Origin of the sequence: Kribbella rubisoli (genome assembly GCF_004217145.1) — a bacterium.
GTDB lineage: Bacteria > Actinomycetota > Actinomycetes > Propionibacteriales > Kribbellaceae > Kribbella > Kribbella rubisoli.
In genome coordinates this window covers 2,064,529-2,081,077 of record NZ_SHKR01000011.1, presented here as the reverse complement: position 1 = coordinate 2,081,077, position 16,549 = coordinate 2,064,529, and the positions used below count along the sequence as shown (strand labels likewise).

The window sequence follows — 16,549 nt, the reverse complement described above, 5'->3', positions numbered from 1 at the left end:
GCTCATCGAGACAGACGGGCCCCAGGCACCCTCAGAACGCTACGTTGGTTACGTGATTCGTACTGTTCTGGGGGACCTGCGGCCCGACGCACTCGGTATTGCCGACTCGCACGACCACCTGTTCTTCCGCTCGGCGGCGCTGCCGGGGCAGGAGCTGGATGACGAGGCCGCCGCGGTCGCTGAGGTGCGCGCGTTCGCGGACGCGGGCGGTCAGGCGATCGTCCAGTGGACGCCGTATGGTCTGAACCGACGCGCCGAGCTGCTGCCTGGAATCTCATCCAGGACAGGGGTTTCGATCGTCGCGGCGACCGGTCTGCACCGGCGCGAGCACTACCCGGACGGATTCGTCGACAAGGTGCAGGACCAGCTGGCCGATATCTTCGTCCGCGAGCTGACCGCGGGCATCGGCGACACCCAGGTGCGCGCCGGCCTGATCAAGGTGGCCAGCGGTTTCCACGTCCTCGACGTACACGCCGATCTGGTGATGCGGGCCGCGGCGGAGGCGCATCACGCGACGAACGCGCCGATCGCCATCCACCACGAGCTGGGCTCGGCGGCAGACGCAGTACTCGATCTGCTGGTCGATGAGCTGGACGTACATCCGGGCGCCGTCATCCTCGGGCACCTCAACCGCTTCCCGGACCATCGCGTGCAGCTCGAGTTGGCGCAGCGGGGTGCGTGGCTGGCGTTCGACGGGCCGTCGCGGGCCAACAGCGCCACCGATCCGCGGATGATGGATTGTCTGGCCGCGCTGATCGACGCCGGGTACGCCGACCGCCTGCTGCTCGGCGGCGACACGACGACCGCTCGCGCGCGGGCCGCGACCGGCGAAGGCCCGGGCATGCCGTACCTGCTGACGCACCTGCGGCCGCGGATCACGCGGTACTTCGGTGATGACGTCGCGGACGCCGTGTTCCGGACCAACCCAGCGCGTGCCTTCACGACGGATTGGCGAGCGTAGCGGTACCTTCCCGGCATGAATGAGCGAAGCGAATTCATCATCAAACACAGCGCGTCTCGTGCCTCAGCCGCGCCCGGAGCGAAGCGAGGACGTGGATGAGTTTGATCGCGCAGGTCTTCGTGGTGATTGCTGGCGTGTTCCATCTGTTCGTGTTTGCGATGGAGAGCCTGCTGTTCCGCAAGCCGAGCACCTATCGGCGGTTCCTGGTCAAGGACGACACCGAGATGGCGGCCGCGCGGCCGTGGGCGTTCAACCAGGGCTTCTACAACCTGTTCCTGGCGGTCGGCGCGCTCGGCGGGCTGATCTGGGGTGGCGACAAGGGTCACGCGATCGCGCTGTTCGCTTGCGCGTGCATGGCGGGTGCCGGCGTCGTCCTGGTCGCCTCCGATCGCCGGATGGTTCGCGCCGCGGCCACGCAGGCTGTACCGCCGATCGTCGCGCTGGTGCTCGCCGCCTTGACTTAAAGTGCACTTGAGGACCGAACCTACTCGGCATGACCACCCTTGCCGAGCCGACGACCAGCCCTGAGACAGGCGGCGTCCTCTCCCCGCAGTACCGCGCGCTGACGATCGGGATGACCGCCCTGATCACCCTCGTCGCGTTCGAGTCACTGGCCGTCGCGACCGCGATGCCGACGGTCGCGCAAGCGCTCGACGGCCTTCGCCTGTACGCACTCGCGTTCGGCGGACCGCTCGCATCCGGTGTGGTCGCGATGGTTGTCTCCGGCACCTGGAGTGACCTGAAGGGCCCGGCTCGCCCGCTCTGGCACGGTACGGCGTGGTTCCTGGTCGGGCTGCTCATCGCCGGGTTCGCGCCGACGATGGAGGTCCTGGTTGTCGGCCGGATCATCCAGGGGTACGGCTCGGGCCTGCTCACCGTCGCGCTGTACGTCGTTGTCGGGCAGCTGTACCCGGCCCGCCTGCGCCCGAAGATCTTCGCCGCGTTCGCGACCGCGTGGGTTGTGCCGTCGTTGGTCGGTCCAGCGATCGCGGGGTTGATCGTCGAACACACCAGTTGGCGGTTCGTGTTCCTCGCAGTACCGGCGCTTGCAGTGCCGGCTGCTCTGGTGATGCGGCCCGGTCTGGCGCAGGCCGGCAAGCACGAAGTACGTCCGGGCAAGCTGTGGAACAAGCGGGCGATGTTGGCGGTCGCGGCAGCGGTTGGAGTCGGACTGCTGCATTACGGCGGGCAACAGCGCGGCGTACTGCAGGTGGTTCTGCTGGTGGTCGGGCTGGCTGGCGTCATCGCGTTCGGACCGCGGTTGTTGCCGTCCGGGACGTTCACCTTCGGGCGCGGGCTGCCTTCGGTGGTCGCGTTGCGTGGGCTGGTCGCGGCGTCCGGGTTCGGTGCTGAGGTGTTCCTGCCGCTGATGCTGACCCGGGAGCGCGGGTTGTCGCCGACGCTGGCGGGACTGGTGCTGACGGTGAGCGCCCTCAGTTGGTCGGCGGCGTCCTGGTACCGCGGACGGCCGAATCAGCCGTTCTCGCACTCGGTGTTCCTGCAGGGCGGGATGGTGCTGATCGTGCTGGGGATCGTAACCGCTACGTTGACGCTCGATCCGCACGTACCGGTGCTCGTCGGGATTCTCGGGTGGAGTCTGACCGGGCTCGGGATGGGGACCGTCTTCCCGACGCTGTCGGTGCTCACCCTGGATTACTCCGAGCGGGAGGAACAGGGCGCGAACAGCTCAGCGGCTCAGCTGAGCGACTCGTTGTCTACAGCAACGGTATTGGCGATCGGCGGATCGTTGTTCGCGGCAATCGAACCGCACTCCGACATCACGGCGTACGTCGTGGCGTTCGGGTTCCCGGCCCTGCTCGCGTTGCTCGGCGTACAGGCGGGTCGGCGTACTACTCCTTAGAGCCGGTCACGGCGATGCTGGCGCCGAGGCCGATGATCATCAGGCCGCCGGTGCCGCCGACCAGCTCGAGCCGGCGCGGTGAGCGGGCGAACCACTCGCGCGCCGTGCCGGCCACGACTGCCCAGACGCTGTCCGAGCAGAGCGCGATCAGGATGAAGATCAGCCCGAGGATGAGGATCTGAGCCCACGCCGGGCTGCTCGCGCCCTTGTCCACGAACTGCGGGAGGACGGCCGCGAAGAACACCGCGGTCTTGGCGTTGGTCACCCCGACCAGGAAGCCCTGGCGAACAGTCTTGCGGCTGCTGCCCGGCTTCACGCCGCTGGCAAGCGCCTCCGCCAGCGACTTCCGCGAGCGGAACGCCTGTACGCCGAGATAGATCAGGTACGCCGCCCCGCCGAGCTTGACCACGGTCAACGCGATCGCACTGGCCGCGATCAACGTGCCGAGCCCGAGCGCGATCAGGACCAGCATCAGGGCAGCACCGAGCGTGTTCCCCAACATCGTCAGGACCGCTTCACGCCGCCCGACAGCGAGCGCGCGGCCCACGATGAACAACACACTCGGTCCCGGAACCACGATGATGATGAACGCTGTAATCGCAAACGCAAGCAGATGATGAGCGGACGGCATCCACCCAGAATAGGTGAGACCACCCCTGCTCAGGTGGCCGTGGCCAAGGATTGGCGGATGGCTTCGGTGAGGGAACCCAGATCCTGGGGGCCGTCGTGGCGGTGACTGTTGATGAAGAACGTGGGGGTGCCTGCTACGCCGCTGCGGTCGGCTGAGTCGATGTCTTGGGCTATTCGGGTGGCGAAGTCGTGGGAGGTCAGGTCGATGCGGAAGCGTTTGAGGTCCAGCTGCAGTTCTGCCGCGTACTTCAGGATGTGCTCCAGTTCGAGGTTCTCCTGATTCGCCAGTAGCAAGTCGTGCATCGGCCAGAACTTGCCCTGACGTCCCGCCGATTCGGCTGCCTCTGCCGCCAACTGGGCGTGCGGATGTACGTCGTGCAGCGGCAGGTGACGCCAGACGTAGCGGATGTAGCTGTTGGTCGCGATCAGTTCACGGGCGGTCGGCGCCGCCATCTGGGTCCACGGGCACTCGAAGTCGCCGTATTCGACGACTGTGACGACCGCGTCCGCCGGACCGCGCACATGGTCGCGGCTAGCGTCCACAGGTCTCGCCAGGTCGACCAGCTGGTGACCGGTGCCCAGCAGCGCCCGCGTGTGGCCGGCCATCAGGCGGTAGAAGACCAGCGTGATGACAGAGGCGGCTACAGCGGCCGCGAGTACACCGATCTTCGCTTCCTCCAGCGCCGTACCGGTCAGAGCAAGGTCGGCGATCAGCAGCGACACCGTGAACGGCACTCCGGCGATCAGTCCGCTCCCTACGACACCGGCCCAGCCGACAGACGGCCGCACCGAGCCGTGCGTGGTCTTCATGAGCGCCCAGGACGTCCCAGCGACAGCAATCGGTTTGCCGACCACGAACGCAACGAACAGGCCGACAGCTACCGGTGCGGTCAGCGCATCCGAGAGCAGGCTCGGCCGCAGCGAGATGCCGGCGTTCGCCAGTGCGAAGAGCGGCACGATCACATAGCTCGTCGCGCTGTGGTACGTGTGTTGCAGGCGAGCGTTGGCCGACAGCGTCCCAGTCAGCCCGGTGGTCGCCTCCCGTACCAGCTCAGGCGTCGGCTGCTCACGGAACAGCCGGACCAGCGTGGTCGCCTGCTCAAGTGCATCCCGCCGAGGCAGGTACGCCGATGTGGCCAGCCCGACCGCCAGACCAGTCACCACCGGGTCGATCCCACTGGCCAGCAGCGCGCACCACAGGACCACGGCGAGCGCGGTGAAGAGCACTCGCCGCTGCCGGTACGGCACCCGCCTGGTCGCCAGCAGACCGCCGTACGCCGCGATCGCGACCAGCAACCCGACTACGTGCACATGGCTGGTGTAGGCGACCGCGATCACCACGAGCGCCACCACGTCGTCGACGACGAACACGGTCAGCAGGAAGGTCCTGATCCGGTCCGGCACCTGCTTGCCGGCCACTGCGAGCACACCGAGGGCCAGTGCGGTGTCTGTCGACATCGCAGCGCCCCAGCCGTGCAGTCCGTCGCCGGAGTGGTTGAACGCCAGGTAGATCAGCACCGGTATGACCATCCCCGCCAGGCCGGCGGCGAGCGGGAGGACCAGCCGGCGGCGTTCACGGAGCTCACCGAGGTCGAACTCGCGGCGTGCCTCGAGTCCGACGACCAGGAAGAACAGCGTCATCAGGCCGCTGTTCACCCAGGTCCGGAGGTCCAGGTTCGCGGACAACGGTCCGATCCGGATCGGCAGCTCGGTCGTCCAGAAGCTCTCGTACCCGCTGCCGCTGAGGTTGGCCCAGATGAGTGCGATCGCGATCGCGGCGACCAACACCGCCGCGCTCGCCGCCTCGGTGCGCAGGAACGCGCGCAGCGGACTCGTCGCGGCACTCGTGTGCGACATCCCGCTGGGGTCGAGCTCGGTCATCTGTTGTTGATCTCCTGCAGCGTCCAGGTGTTGCCGTCCGGGTCGCTGAGCTCGGCCATACTGGCGTGCGGTCGGCGCTCGGGGTCCAAGCCGGGTACGAGTTCACCGGCCCAGGTGTCGATCGGCTCCTTGTGCTGGATATCGCCGATCTTGATGCCGTTGGCAACCAGTTCCCGGTGCGCGGCCTCGAGGTCGTCGACGACGAGGTAGTTGGTCCGCGCGGAACCCGGCGCCGCGTCGGTCAGCCCTTCGCCGAACTGGATCGAGCAGGCTGAGCCGGGCGGTGTCACCTGGACGACGCGGAAGCCGTCGCGCGGGTGGTAGTCGACGTCGACGCTGAAGCCGAGCGATCGGTAGAAAGCCAGCGACACGTCCACGTCGCTGACCGGCAGAGTGACAACTTCGATTCTGTAATCCATCACATGTCCAGTACGAGATCAGTCGTTGGCCGGGCGCAGCAGAGCAGCGCCTGACCGTCCGGCGGGGGTTCGAGTGGGGTGGGCGAGTAGGTGACTTCGCCCGAAAGCAGTGGGGTGACACAGGTCTGGCAGACGCCGGTCCGGCAGCTCCAGCGCGTCGGAACATCGCATGCGTCCGCCAGGTCGAGCAGGCTGCCGTCCCGCATCGCGGTAGAGATGCCACTGCGGGCGAAAGTCACCTGCGGTCCGTCGCCGGGCGGACCGTCCGGTTGATGCGGCGTACGGGCGGTCTGGTCGACCAGGCCGGGGTTGATCGCAGCCAGTGCACCGAACAGCTCGGTATGGACCTGAGTGACCCCGACTGCAGTCAGTGCGGCCTGCATGTCGGTCATAAAGGCCGCCGGCCCGCAGATGTACGCCGTTGCGTCGGACGGCAGCGCCAGCTCGGCCAGCTTCTCTTCGGTGAGCCGCCCGTCGACAGAGCTGTAGTAGATGCGCTCATGCCCGTTGGGGATCTTGGCCAGCAGCTCGTGCGCCTCTGAGGCGAGCGGGTGCTCGGATGGTCCACGGGCGGTGTGAATCCACCACACTTCGCGAGAGCTGTCGGCCAGCGCGTGCAGCATCGCCAGGACGGGAGTCAGTCCGATGCCGGCCGAGAGCAGCACGACCGGCGTGGTGCCGTCCTGCAGTAGGAAGTCACCACGGGGTGCGGCGACGTCAAGGACTGCTCCGGCAGCCAGCCGAGTCATGTACCGGCTGCCAACCCCGTGCGGCTCCCGCTTGACGCTGATGCGGTAGTCCGGCGTGGAGGACAGCGAGTAGCTGCGCACGGCGTCCGGCAGGCGGAACGTCAGGTACTGGCCGGGGCGAGCTGGGGGCAGGTCGCTGCCGTCTATGGTGGCGAGGCGTACGGAGAACACGTTGGTGCTCTCCGGAACCACCTCGGTCACCCGCAGTTGGCGGAAGCCGTCCCACGCCGGTTTCGGCTTGTCCTCCTCGGCCAGCAGGTCCTGGAACGAACCTAGCCAGCCAGGGCTCAACGCAGGGATCTGTACGGCGACCTGCAGCTTGGCCCGATCCCGGTGCGGCAGATAGAGCAGAGCGTCGGTGTCAGCCACGCTGAGTGCGCCCGGCCCGGTAGAGACCTTCACGATCGGGTCACCGGCCTGCACTGGTCCTTCGCTGATCACGCGGCAGTAGAACCCCGGCCGGTGATGGCTGACGAGCAGTGCGGGCAGCTCTGGTTCGCCCATGCGCAGACCGACCCGGTAGCAAGTCACTCGTGGTTGAGTGACCTCCAGCTCGGCGCCACCGATCCGGTACCGGTCGCCGATGCACACCTCGTCGTCAGAGAGCCCGTCGATGGTCAGGTTCTCGCCGAACTGTCCGTAGACGAGGTCGTCCCGCCCGAAATGCTTCTCCCAGTGACGGTACGAATCGATCTGGTAGACCATCACGGCACGCTGCTCGCCACCGTGGCCGCCCTTGTCGCCTTGCCCGTCGCCGTCCAGGTTCAGCCGCCGGACCATCACGGGTCCGTCGACAGGCTCCTTCCAGACGCCGGTGAAGACGGTTTTCCCGTTCCACTCGACGTTCTTCGGCATCCCGACATTGACCGACAAAACACTGGCTGCGCTCATCCGGACAGTTCCTCCACGGTCAGGTCGCGGTCGACACCATGCGAGATCACACCTTGACCAGGCTCCTGCCGCATCCGCTTCCCGTCCAGCTCCACCTCGACCTTGTCCGGTTCGAATGAGACCATCCCGGAGATCCGGCGTACCTCGGTCCAGGCGTCCTCGTAGGACCATGCGGCCCGTTGCGCCGTACCGATGTCGTAGTAGCTGCAGACGCCTTTGTAGGGGCAGAAGGTCTGGCCGTCGACCGGTGTGAGTGCGCCGTCGGTGACGTCGTCCCGCGGTACGTACCAGCGCGGCGCGAAGCCTGATTCGAAGAGCACCAGTGGACGCGACGAGTCCGCGATGACCTGGTCGCCGTCACGGACGATCAGGTGCCGGCTGGTCTGCCGGATGTCGATCCGGTGGTACGCGTCGGCCGCGTGGCCGACGATCCGCTCGTCCTCCTCGTAGAAGGCATCCATTGCCCGCCACGCGAAGGCGACCCGTCCCTTCAGCTCGCTCGCGTAGTCCGGCAGTTCCACGTGCTGCCAGGCCGAACGCGGCTTGCTCGCGTCACCAACAGTCACCGTGTACCAAGCCGTCGCACCCAGGTCCTTGTGCTGCGTGGTCCGGTCATCCGACTTCAGTACGTCGGCCACCACGTCCTCCACCGGGAAGTACGCGACCGGGTACCGAGCGGGCTCGTGCAGCAGTACGACGTCCTCGCTGTCGGCGATCCAGTTGTCGCCGAAACGGACGCGCATCCGCCGCCGCGCCGGCTCGGCGTACAGCATCCGCTCCGGGAGCTCGACCGGTACCAAGAACCGTCCGATCGCACCGGTCCCCAAGGGACCTTGTTGCCAGGCCAGTCCCATCACACATCTCCGTTCACATCAGCAGAACGCTTACGGAACACGAACGGCTCTGTGCGCTGCTCGTGGCACCGCTAGAGGGTGCGCCAGGCGTGAACCGGTTCGCATCCGCCACTGGCTAGCCACTCGGCGACACCTGCAAGCGGGGATACCTTGAGGCTGTGCTTCCTCTCCATCGCTCTGCTGAGCTGACCGGGCGCGACGCGGAATGCGATTCGCTCGATCAGCTCATTGCTGCAGTGTGCTCCGGGGAGAGCCGTGCGCTGGTGCTGTCCGGCGAGGCCGGGGTCGGCAAGACGGCCCTGATGGACTACCTGGCGGCTCGGGCGCACCGCGGGCAGGTAGTACGGGTCTCTGGCGTGGAGTCCGAGATGGAGCTGGCCTTCGCCGCTCTCCATCAGGTGTGTGCGCCTGCGTTCGACCTGCTCGACCGGCTGCCGGCGCCGCAGGCCGAGGCGTTGCGGACTGTGTTCGGTATCTGCGCCGGACCGCCTCCGGACATGTTCCTGATCGGTCTGGGCGTTCTGAGCCTCTTGGCGGAGGCTGCTGTCGAGCAGCCGCTGCTGTGCCTGATCGACGACCAGCAGTGGCTGGACCGGTGCTCTGCGCAGATCCTGTCGTTCGTGGCCCGTCGGCTGGGCACTGAGTCTCTCGGCCTCGTCTTCGCGACCCGTCAGGTCGGACCGATCCTCCAACGCCTGCCGGAGTACCAGATCGGCGGCTTGCGTGATGCCGATGCGCGTTCGCTGCTCGACGCCGTACTGACGTCGCCGATCGATGCGCAGGTGCGCGACCAACTGGTTGCTGAGGCGCACGGGAACCCGTTGGCGTTGCTCGAACTGCCGCGTGGGCTGACCCCGGCGCAGTTGGCCGGCGGCTTCGGGCTGCCCATCGCGACCGGCATCGAGGAGAGCTTCATCCAGCGAGTGACCGCGATGCCGGCTGAGACCCGGCGTCTGCTCCTGCTCGCCGCGGCTGAGCCATCCGGCGACGACGCGCTGGTACGACGGGCCGCCGTACGGCTTGGGATCGATCCGCAGGCGGCCACTCCGGCGGCCGATGCGGGGCTGGCGGAGTTCGCCAACCGGATCCGGTTCCGGCACCCGTTGGTGCGGTCGGCGGCGTACTGCTCCGCCTCGGCAGCCGAGCAGCGCGAGGTACACCAGGCGCTGGCCGCGGAGACCGACGCCGAGGCCGATCCGGATCGGCGCGCGTGGCACCGGGCGCAGGGCGCGGCCGGGCCGGACGAGGAGATTGCGGAGGAGCTGGAGCGGTCGGCTGGGCGGGCCCAGGCTCGGAGCGGGTTTGCGGCGACGGCTGCGTTCCTGCAGCGGTCCGCTGCGTTGACGATCGACCCGGTCAAGCGAGCCGGGCGGGCGCTGGCAGCCGCACAGGCCGAGCTGCAGACCGGTGCGTTCGACTCGGCGGCCGAGTTGCTCGCCATGGCCGAGGGGGAGCAGCTCAGCGAGCTCCAGCGGGCCCGGGCGGATCTCGTGCACGCACAGCTCGCGTTCCTGACCAACAGAGGGAACGACGCACCGCAGCTGATGCTGAAGGCGGCCAGGCGGCTCGAGAAGGTCGATGTGGCGCAAGCGCGCACGACGTACCTGGATGCGTTGTCGGCGGCGATCTTTGCCGGGCACCTGGCCACACCGGACGGCGACGTCCTCGCTGTCGCTAAGGAGGCCGCTGCTGCGCCGCAGCCTGAGGTGACACGCTGTGTGGACCTGCTGCTGGAGGGCTCTGCGCGCTACTTCCGGGACGGGTACGCGGCGGGTGCTCCGACGTTGCACAAGGCGTTGGAGGGGTTCGGGCCCGGTCTGTCTGCCGAGGAGGAGCTACAGCTGCTGTGGATGGCTACGACGACGGCGCTGCGGTTGTGGGACGCAGACCGGTGGGCGCAGTTGTCCCGGCGGCATGTGCAGCTCGTGCGGCAGACCGGAGTACTCAGTGATGTTGCCTTAGCGCTTACGTCGTTGGCCTACGTGTCGGTGTTCGCCGGTGACCTGGAGGCGGCCGCCAGTCTGACCGACGAGGTGGAGGCGGCGAACGAGGTGACCGGCGGAAAGCTCGCGCCGTACGGTCGGCTGGCGCTGGCTGCGTTCCGTGGAGATCGGTCCGAGACGCTGGCGCTGGTTGAAGCGACCAAGCGAGACGGGAGCCGGCGCGGCGAAGGCATCGGGGTCGCGTTCGCGGACTGGGCGGCCGCGGTGCTCGCCAACGGGCTGGGCCGGTACCAGGACGCGTTTGATGCGGCTCAACGTGCGAGTCAGGACCGCTCGATGATGCTTGCACCCACCGAGCTGGTCGAGGCGGCGGTTCGCACAGGTGCGATCGACACTGCGCATCGGGTCGCGCAGACGCTCGAGGAGATGGCAAACGCGACCGGTACGGACTGGGCGCTCGGAGTGTCCGCCAGGTGCCGTGCGATGGTCACTGCCGGCGAGACGGCCGAGGGGCTGTACCGCGAGGCGATCGCACACCTGGAGAAGACCGTCCTGAAGGTCGAACTCGCTCGTGCGCAGCTGCTGTACGGCGAGTGGCTGCGGCGGGAGCGGCGGCGTACGGATGCCCGTGAGTACCTCCGCACTGCGCACTCCGCCTTCGAAGCGATGGGAGTAGCCGGTTTCGCCGACCGTGCTCGACGCGAACTCCAGGCAGCCGGCGGCACCGCCCGAAAGCGGGTCGTCCCGACCCGCACCGAGCTCACCGCCCAAGAGGCCCAGATAGCCCGGATGGCTCGCGACGGCCTCTCCAACCCCGAAATCGCCACGCGGCTGTTCATCAGCGCACGCACCGTTCAGTACCACCTCCGCAAGGTCTTCTCGAAGCTGGAGATAGCCAGCCGCAGCCAGCTGGACCAGGTCCTGCCGCGCTAATGACCTGCGCAGTTCTGGGGGCTCTGGCCGCTACGCTGCTGGGACGGTGTCGGTGTGGGGCTTGAACGAAGGTGGCTGCAGGTTGACGAGTTTGGCTGTGGTCGCGCATGCCCTGACGCCTGCATTGCGCGGGCTCATGCTGGGCGGGGACGTGGATCCGGATGCGGCGAGTCTGGAGGCGGCCCGGGAGCTGAAGCTGTCGGCCGACGTCGTGTATGCCGGGCCGGAGCGGGCCGCCGCACGGACCGCCTCTGCGCTGGGATTCGACCCGGTGGTCGAGCCGGCGCTGCGGGACCGTGAGTACGGCGAATGGGCCGGGCGCGAGCTGGAGGAGTTGCTCGCCGCAGGGCCGACGCAGGTGGCGGCATGGCTCGACCGACCGCACACCGCGACGCCCGGCGGCGAGACGGAGAACGACCTGATCGCGCGGGTCGCCGACTGGCTGGGTGATGTTGCCGAGCGCCACAAAGACCGCAGTTCGGTGATCGCGGTCGTGCATCCCGCGGTGGTCCGGGCGATCGTGCTGTACGTCGTCGACGCTCCGGCGGAATCGCTCCGGCACATCGACGTACGGCCGCTGGCGAGCGTCAACCTGTCCCTGCACGTCGGCTCCTGGTCACTCGCCCTCCACTGAACGACCGGGATGTCCACAGGTCCTCGCCTGACGGGATGCGGGGGACCTCGTCGCCTGGCAGACTGCGGTCAGTCCGGTCTCACGCCCAGGTGACCGGCTGTCACGGGGAGTCACGCCATGGACGAGCTGGCTGAGCGGTATCGCGCCAATCTCGAGTTGCTGGAAGCTGCCCGCGTCCGTCTACAGGCGGCTGCCGATGCCGGTACCGCGGATGACGCCGAGCGGCGACGGCTCGAGACCGTCAAGGAACTCCTCACGCCGGTCACGGAATCGGCGGTGGATGCTGAGGGCAACGTTGTGGCTGTTCTGCGGTCGCGGCAGTTCCTCAAGGTCGATGTGGACGGACAGGGACGTGCAGTCGAAGTACTCGGCGATGTTCAGCACGCGAAGAACGTCGCAGTGCTGGTGCCCGGGATGGGGAACAGCCTGGACACCTTTCGTGGCCAGTCGGACCGTGGCGACCTGATCCGGCAGGAGGCCCGTCCGTCGGAGACAGCTGTCGTGGTGTGGCTCGACTACGACTCGCCGCACGGTTTGGTGCAGGCCGCGAGCAAGGCTGCGGCGCTCGAGGGCGGGCCGCGGTTGGCGGAGTTCCTGAACGAGCTCGACGGGTTGAAGGCCGACGGCGCTGAGGTGACGGCGGTTGCACACTCGTACGGCACCGACGTACTCGGGCAGGCGCTGCTGGACGGCGGACGGGCCAAGCGCGTGGTGATGACCGGATCGCCGGGAATCACGAAGTACGTCGATGAAGCTGCCGACTTCGTGCAGCCGCCGACCCGGCTGTACGTCGAACGCGCGCCGGGGGACTACGTCGCATACTCCGAATGGCACGGACCCGATCCGGCGACCTTCCCCGACGCGATCCGAATGGCGACGAACGATCCGATCGCCAACGACGAAGCGGTGTCTGTGCACTGGCACAACGAGTACTACCGCCCGAACAGCGAGGCACTCCGCAACATCGGCCGAGTGGTGCGCGGCGACCTGAACTCGATCACGACAACGGACACCAGCCGCTCCGCAGAGACCAAGCTGGTGCTCGGGGCGTCGTGGGGCGGCCCGCTGAACGCGGTCGCCGGCGCAGCCTCAAAGGTGTACGACGGTATTGCATCACTGACCAAACCGTCACCGGCATCCGCGCGAGCTGCTGCTTCAGGTGAGGCCGGACAGAGTGGCGGTGAGCTGGGCGCCGTCGAGCGGGCCGGAGCTGCTGGACAGGGTGCTGTTCCTGGGCGAGGCGGCGCGGCTCGGGCGACCGGCGTGACGCGGGGCCGGCGAGGGGAAGGGCCGAGGCGATGATGGGCGGGCGGGAGTTTTTGCGGAGTGAGTTGGTGGCGGTGGCGGCGGCTGTCGTACCGGATCAGGAGCCGGTGGTGACGCATGATCCTGGGCCGGTGAACCCGGGTGTGTTGTTCGACGGGCGTGGGGCCGCGACCGTGTGTCGGGTTTCGGTTGAGACAGGCAACCCGAAAGATCCGGACCCGGCGGCTGCTGTCTCGGCTGCGGCGGACGTGCTGCGCGCTCGAGGATGGAACGCCGAGGTGGCGGCGCCGGAGAACGGGCACTACCGGGTCGTTGCGTCGCGTGACGGGTACGAGGTCGCCGTACACGCATGGGCGTCGGACTGGCGGATAACGTTCACGGGGGAGACACCGCTCGTTTCCTGAAATCGAAACGCGGCGTGGTGTCGCGTGGCCTGGCCGCACGGTGTATCACGGATACCGTGACGTTGACCGAAGCGCGAAACTACCTCCGCTCGGAGCTCCTGGCGGTGGCGGCGATCGTCGTACCGGACCAGACACCGACGGTCACCCAGGACGTCGGCCCCGCCGACCAAGGTGCCCTCTCCGACGACCGCGGCCGCGAATCCGTGTGCACGATCACCGTCGAAACCGGCGATCCGACCACCCCCGACCCGGTCGCCCAAATCGGCTTCACCGCCGAAACCCTCGAAGCCCGCGGCTGGAAGGTGACGGTCTCCGACGTAACCGACAACCACCACCAACTGACAGCCCGACGCCAGGGCTACGACCTGACGGTCGACGCCCACACCACCGACTGGCGCCTGACCCTCACCGGCCAAACCCCGTACACCGACGACCTGTAGAAGCTGGTGGGCAGCCCCCCGCGGGGGGCTGCTAGCTGGTTGCGGCTCGTTCGGCGGCGCTTCGGAGTACGCAGAATTCGTTGGATTCGGGGTCGTGCATTACTACCCAGCCGGTGCCGTCGGGGTTGCGGAAGTCGGTGGCGATGGTGGCTCCTAGGGCGAGGAGGCGGTCGACCTCTTCGTCGCGGGGGATGTCGGGTTCCAGGTCCAGGTGGACGCGGTTCTTGACGGCTTTCTCGTCGTTGTTCTGTTCGAAGAGGAGCGTCATGGAGTCCGTCACCACGGCCGCGTACGGGTCGCCGGGGTGGTCGTCGTCGGGGCGTGGGGCGTTGAGGACCTGGAGCCAGAAGCCGGCCAGTTCGTACGGGTTGTGGGTATCGAAGGTCACCGATCGCACGCGAGATGTCATGCGCAGAGGCTACTTCTGGAAGAGCAGGCGGTCGTGGGGAATTTCGGTCGCCAGGTACGGCGCAAAGCCGGCCGCGACGGCGAGCTCGGTCAACTCGGCCGCCGTCCAGCGGTGGACGTAGATGTTCATCGCGTGACCGCCGTACCCGGAGGTCTTATGGCTCGACTCCGAACCGACATGGAACCCCAGCAGCAGGACACCGCCGGGAGCGAGCACGCGGTAGAACTCGGCGAAGGCCTGGGGCACGACGTCGCGCGGGAGGTGAATGATCGACCACCAGGACACGACGCCCGAGGCCGCGCCGTCGGCGATGTCGAGCGCGGTCATGGAGCCGACCCGGAAGTTGACGTCCGGGTGGTCGCGCCGGGCGACCTCGATCATCCCGGGTGACAGGTCGATGCCTGTCACGCGCAGACCGCGCTCGGCGAGCAGGCCGGTCGTCCGTCCGGGCCCGCAGCCGACATCGAGGACCGTCCGTCCGCTCCCGGCGACGAGCTTCGCGAGCAGGTCGAACGCCTCGTCCTCCCAGTCGGCGCCGTCGACCACGAGCTCGGCGTACGAGACGGCGACGTTGTCGTACGAGGTGCGGATGTCGTCCAGGAAGTCAGTCACCCGGCCGACCCTAGAGCCGGCCGGGGACAGTTTTCAGGCCTTGCCGAGGGACTGCTTCTGCCGGCCCAGGCCCTCGATCTCCAGCTCCATCGTGTCGCCGGGAGACAGGTAAGGGAACCGGCCCGAGAGCGCGACGCCCTCCGGCGTACCGGTGTTCACGATGTCGCCGGGGCTGAGCACCATGTACTGCGACAGGTCGCGGATCAGCGCCGCGACCGAGAAGATCATGTCGCGCGTGTTCGAGTCCTGCCGCGGCTCACCGTTGACCCACGACTTCAGCGCGAGGTTCGTCGGATCCACCTCGTCGGCCGGCACCAGCGAGGGCCCGAACGGGTTGAAGGTCTCGCAGCACTTGCCCTTCGACCACTGCCCGCCGGAGACCTCGATCTGGAAGGTCCGCTCCGACACGTCGTTCGAGACGGCGTACCCGGCGACGCAGGCCAGCGCCTCCTCGTCGGTCTCGACGTACCGGGCCTGCTTGCCGATGACGACGGCGAGCTCGACCTCCCAGTCGGTCTTGGTCGAGCCACGCGGCACGAGTACGTCGTCGTTCGGGCCGACGACCGTGTTCGGGTGCTTGAAGAAGACGATCGGCTGCTTCGGCGGTTCGGCGCCGCCCTCGGCCGCGTGGGCCGCGTAGTTCATGCCGATGCAGACCACCGCGCCCGGGCGGGCGATCGGGGCGCCGATCCGGAGACCGTCGACCGAGGCGACAGGCAGCTCCCCGGCGTCCAGGGCGGCGCGGGCGCGTGCGATCCCGTCGGAGCCGAGGAACGCGGGGTCGATGTCGGCGGTGATCGGGGTCAGGTCGTGGACGGTGCCGTCGGCGGCGCGCACAAACGGGCGCTCCTCGCCGATCGGACCGAGGCGGAGCAGTTCCACAGAATCTCCCTGGGTCATTCAGTCTGAGAGGGTGTCGAAGATGGGACGCAGCCGGGCGCGCGAGGCTTCGATGTGCGACCGCATCGCCGCGGCCGCCTCCTCCGGGTTGCCCTTGCGGACAGCGGTCACCACTACCTTGTGCTCTCGCAACGCCTTCGTCGCGATGCCGCCACCGTAGTACAGCCGGAACAGGTGCAGGTGGCAGTGTGTCCGCTGGAAGGACAGCCGGGCCGTCTCGTTGCCGGCCAGCTCCAGGACCAGGTCGTGGAACCGCTGGTCGTGCGCCGCCATCGCGCGGTAGCTCTCGTACGACGGTCGGTCCGGTACGTCGGTGTAGCTGAGCATCTCGGCCTTCAGCCGGGCCAGGTCCTCCGACCCGGACCGCTCAGCAGCTCGTGAGGCCGCCCACGGCTCGATGTGCAGGCGGTACTCGAACAGGTCCTCGAACTCTTCGCGGGTCAGCCGCGACGACACGCGGTACCCGCGCAGCGGCTCCTTGATCACGAGGCCGTCGGACTCCAGCCGGGCCAGCGACTCCCGGATCGGGGTCTGGGAGATCCCCAGCTCGCGGGTCAGTGCGTCGATGTTCAGCCGGGTCCCCGGCTCCACCACGCTGTCCATGATCAGGCCCTTGACCGTCTCGTAGACGTCGTCACTCAGCACCTGTCGCTGGGGCAGGCGGGCGAGCTGCCCCGCGAGCCCAAGATGCGCATCCGTCACTGTCACTCCTCCCGGAACGCTCATTCTGCCCCACACTTGACGGCTCCAGTGTGAAGCGGG

Annotated in this window: 17 protein-coding genes; 8 read left to right on the top strand and 9 right to left on the bottom strand. The window is 68.0% G+C overall.

Annotated features, from left to right (window positions below; all coding sequences use genetic code 11):
* Positions 1-52: 52 nt before the first annotated feature.
* The 3 genes from EV645_RS12960 (at position 53) to EV645_RS12950 (ending at position 2,822) form a co-directional block, all read left to right on the top strand.
* Positions 53-961: a phosphotriesterase family protein gene (locus EV645_RS12960; RefSeq protein ID WP_130442980.1), complete on the top strand. Its 909-nt coding sequence runs from the start codon at positions 53-55 to the stop codon at positions 959-961.
* A 95-nt stretch (positions 962-1,056) separates the two neighbouring features.
* On the top strand, positions 1,057-1,425 hold the full coding sequence (locus tag EV645_RS12955) for a DUF1304 domain-containing protein (RefSeq protein WP_130442978.1): 369 nt from the start codon (positions 1,057-1,059) through the stop codon (positions 1,423-1,425).
* Positions 1,426-1,454: 29 nt separating this feature from the next.
* Positions 1,455-2,822, top strand: a complete 1,368-nt coding sequence (locus tag EV645_RS12950; protein ID WP_130442976.1) for an MFS transporter — start codon at positions 1,455-1,457, stop codon at positions 2,820-2,822.
* Here EV645_RS12950 and EV645_RS12945 read toward each other — a convergent pair.
* The 5 genes from EV645_RS12945 to EV645_RS12925 are packed head-to-tail and all read right to left on the bottom strand — an operon-like array spanning position 2,812 to position 8,246.
* Positions 2,812-3,453, bottom strand: a complete 642-nt coding sequence (locus tag EV645_RS12945) for a LysE family translocator (RefSeq protein ID WP_130442974.1) — start codon at positions 3,451-3,453, stop codon at positions 2,812-2,814. The two genes, EV645_RS12950 and EV645_RS12945, sit on opposite strands and share 11 nt — an antisense overlap.
* A 29-nt stretch (positions 3,454-3,482) precedes the next feature.
* Complete coding sequence (locus tag EV645_RS12940) at positions 3,483-5,333, bottom strand: Na+/H+ antiporter NhaA (protein WP_130442972.1); 1,851 nt, start codon at positions 5,331-5,333, stop codon at positions 3,483-3,485.
* A complete protein-coding gene (locus EV645_RS12935) occupies positions 5,330-5,752 on the bottom strand; it encodes a VOC family protein (RefSeq protein WP_130442970.1) in 423 nt (140 codons plus the stop codon). Before EV645_RS12935 ends, EV645_RS12940 begins: the two co-directional genes overlap by 4 nt.
* Positions 5,752-7,392 carry an MOSC and FAD-binding oxidoreductase domain-containing protein gene (locus EV645_RS12930; protein ID WP_130442968.1) on the bottom strand — a complete coding sequence of 547 codons (1,641 nt, stop codon included), beginning with the start codon at positions 7,390-7,392 and terminating at the stop codon, positions 5,752-5,754. The genes EV645_RS12935 and EV645_RS12930 overlap by 1 nt, the downstream gene beginning before the upstream one ends.
* Positions 7,389-8,246 carry a DUF427 domain-containing protein gene (locus EV645_RS12925; RefSeq protein WP_130442966.1) on the bottom strand — a complete coding sequence of 286 codons (858 nt, stop codon included), beginning with the start codon at positions 8,244-8,246 and terminating at the stop codon, positions 7,389-7,391. The genes EV645_RS12930 and EV645_RS12925 overlap by 4 nt, the downstream gene beginning before the upstream one ends.
* Positions 8,247-8,404: 158 nt before the next feature.
* On the opposite strand from EV645_RS12925, the gene EV645_RS12920 reads away from it, so the two are divergent.
* From EV645_RS12920 to EV645_RS12900, 5 genes are all read left to right on the top strand, one after another.
* A complete protein-coding gene (locus EV645_RS12920) occupies positions 8,405-11,122 on the top strand; it encodes a helix-turn-helix transcriptional regulator (RefSeq protein ID WP_130442964.1) in 2,718 nt (905 codons plus the stop codon).
* Positions 11,123-11,204: 82 nt separating this feature from the next.
* Positions 11,205-11,756 carry a histidine phosphatase family protein gene (locus EV645_RS12915; RefSeq protein WP_130442962.1) on the top strand — a complete coding sequence of 184 codons (552 nt, stop codon included), beginning with the start codon at positions 11,205-11,207 and terminating at the stop codon, positions 11,754-11,756.
* Positions 11,757-11,873: 117 nt separating this feature from the next.
* A complete protein-coding gene (locus EV645_RS12910; RefSeq protein WP_130442960.1) occupies positions 11,874-13,058 on the top strand; it encodes an alpha/beta hydrolase in 1,185 nt (394 codons plus the stop codon).
* A gap of 32 nt (positions 13,059-13,090) precedes the next feature.
* Entirely contained in the window at positions 13,091-13,426 is a 336-nt protein-coding gene (locus tag EV645_RS12905; protein ID WP_242000354.1) for a hypothetical protein, read from the top strand.
* Positions 13,427-13,482: 56 nt separating this feature from the next.
* Complete coding sequence (locus tag EV645_RS12900) at positions 13,483-13,866, top strand: hypothetical protein (RefSeq protein WP_242000353.1); 384 nt, start codon at positions 13,483-13,485, stop codon at positions 13,864-13,866.
* Between the two features lie 31 nt (positions 13,867-13,897).
* On the opposite strand, the gene EV645_RS12895 is transcribed toward EV645_RS12900, so the two are convergent.
* From EV645_RS12895 to EV645_RS12880, 4 genes are read right to left on the bottom strand one after another with little or no spacing between them, the layout of a single operon-like run.
* Positions 13,898-14,275: a VOC family protein gene (locus EV645_RS12895; RefSeq protein ID WP_130442956.1), complete on the bottom strand. Its 378-nt coding sequence runs from the start codon at positions 14,273-14,275 to the stop codon at positions 13,898-13,900.
* A gap of 9 nt (positions 14,276-14,284) precedes the next feature.
* The gene (locus EV645_RS12890; RefSeq protein ID WP_157997055.1) at positions 14,285-14,887 is read right to left on the bottom strand and encodes a class I SAM-dependent methyltransferase; all 603 of its coding nucleotides are present in this window, start codon (positions 14,885-14,887) and stop codon (positions 14,285-14,287) included.
* A gap of 33 nt (positions 14,888-14,920) precedes the next feature.
* On the bottom strand, positions 14,921-15,769 hold the full coding sequence (locus EV645_RS12885; RefSeq protein ID WP_130442952.1) for a fumarylacetoacetate hydrolase family protein: 849 nt from the start codon (positions 15,767-15,769) through the stop codon (positions 14,921-14,923).
* Between the two features lie 18 nt (positions 15,770-15,787).
* A complete protein-coding gene (locus EV645_RS12880) occupies positions 15,788-16,489 on the bottom strand; it encodes a GntR family transcriptional regulator (protein WP_130442950.1) in 702 nt (233 codons plus the stop codon).
* Positions 16,490-16,549 lie beyond the last annotated feature (60 nt).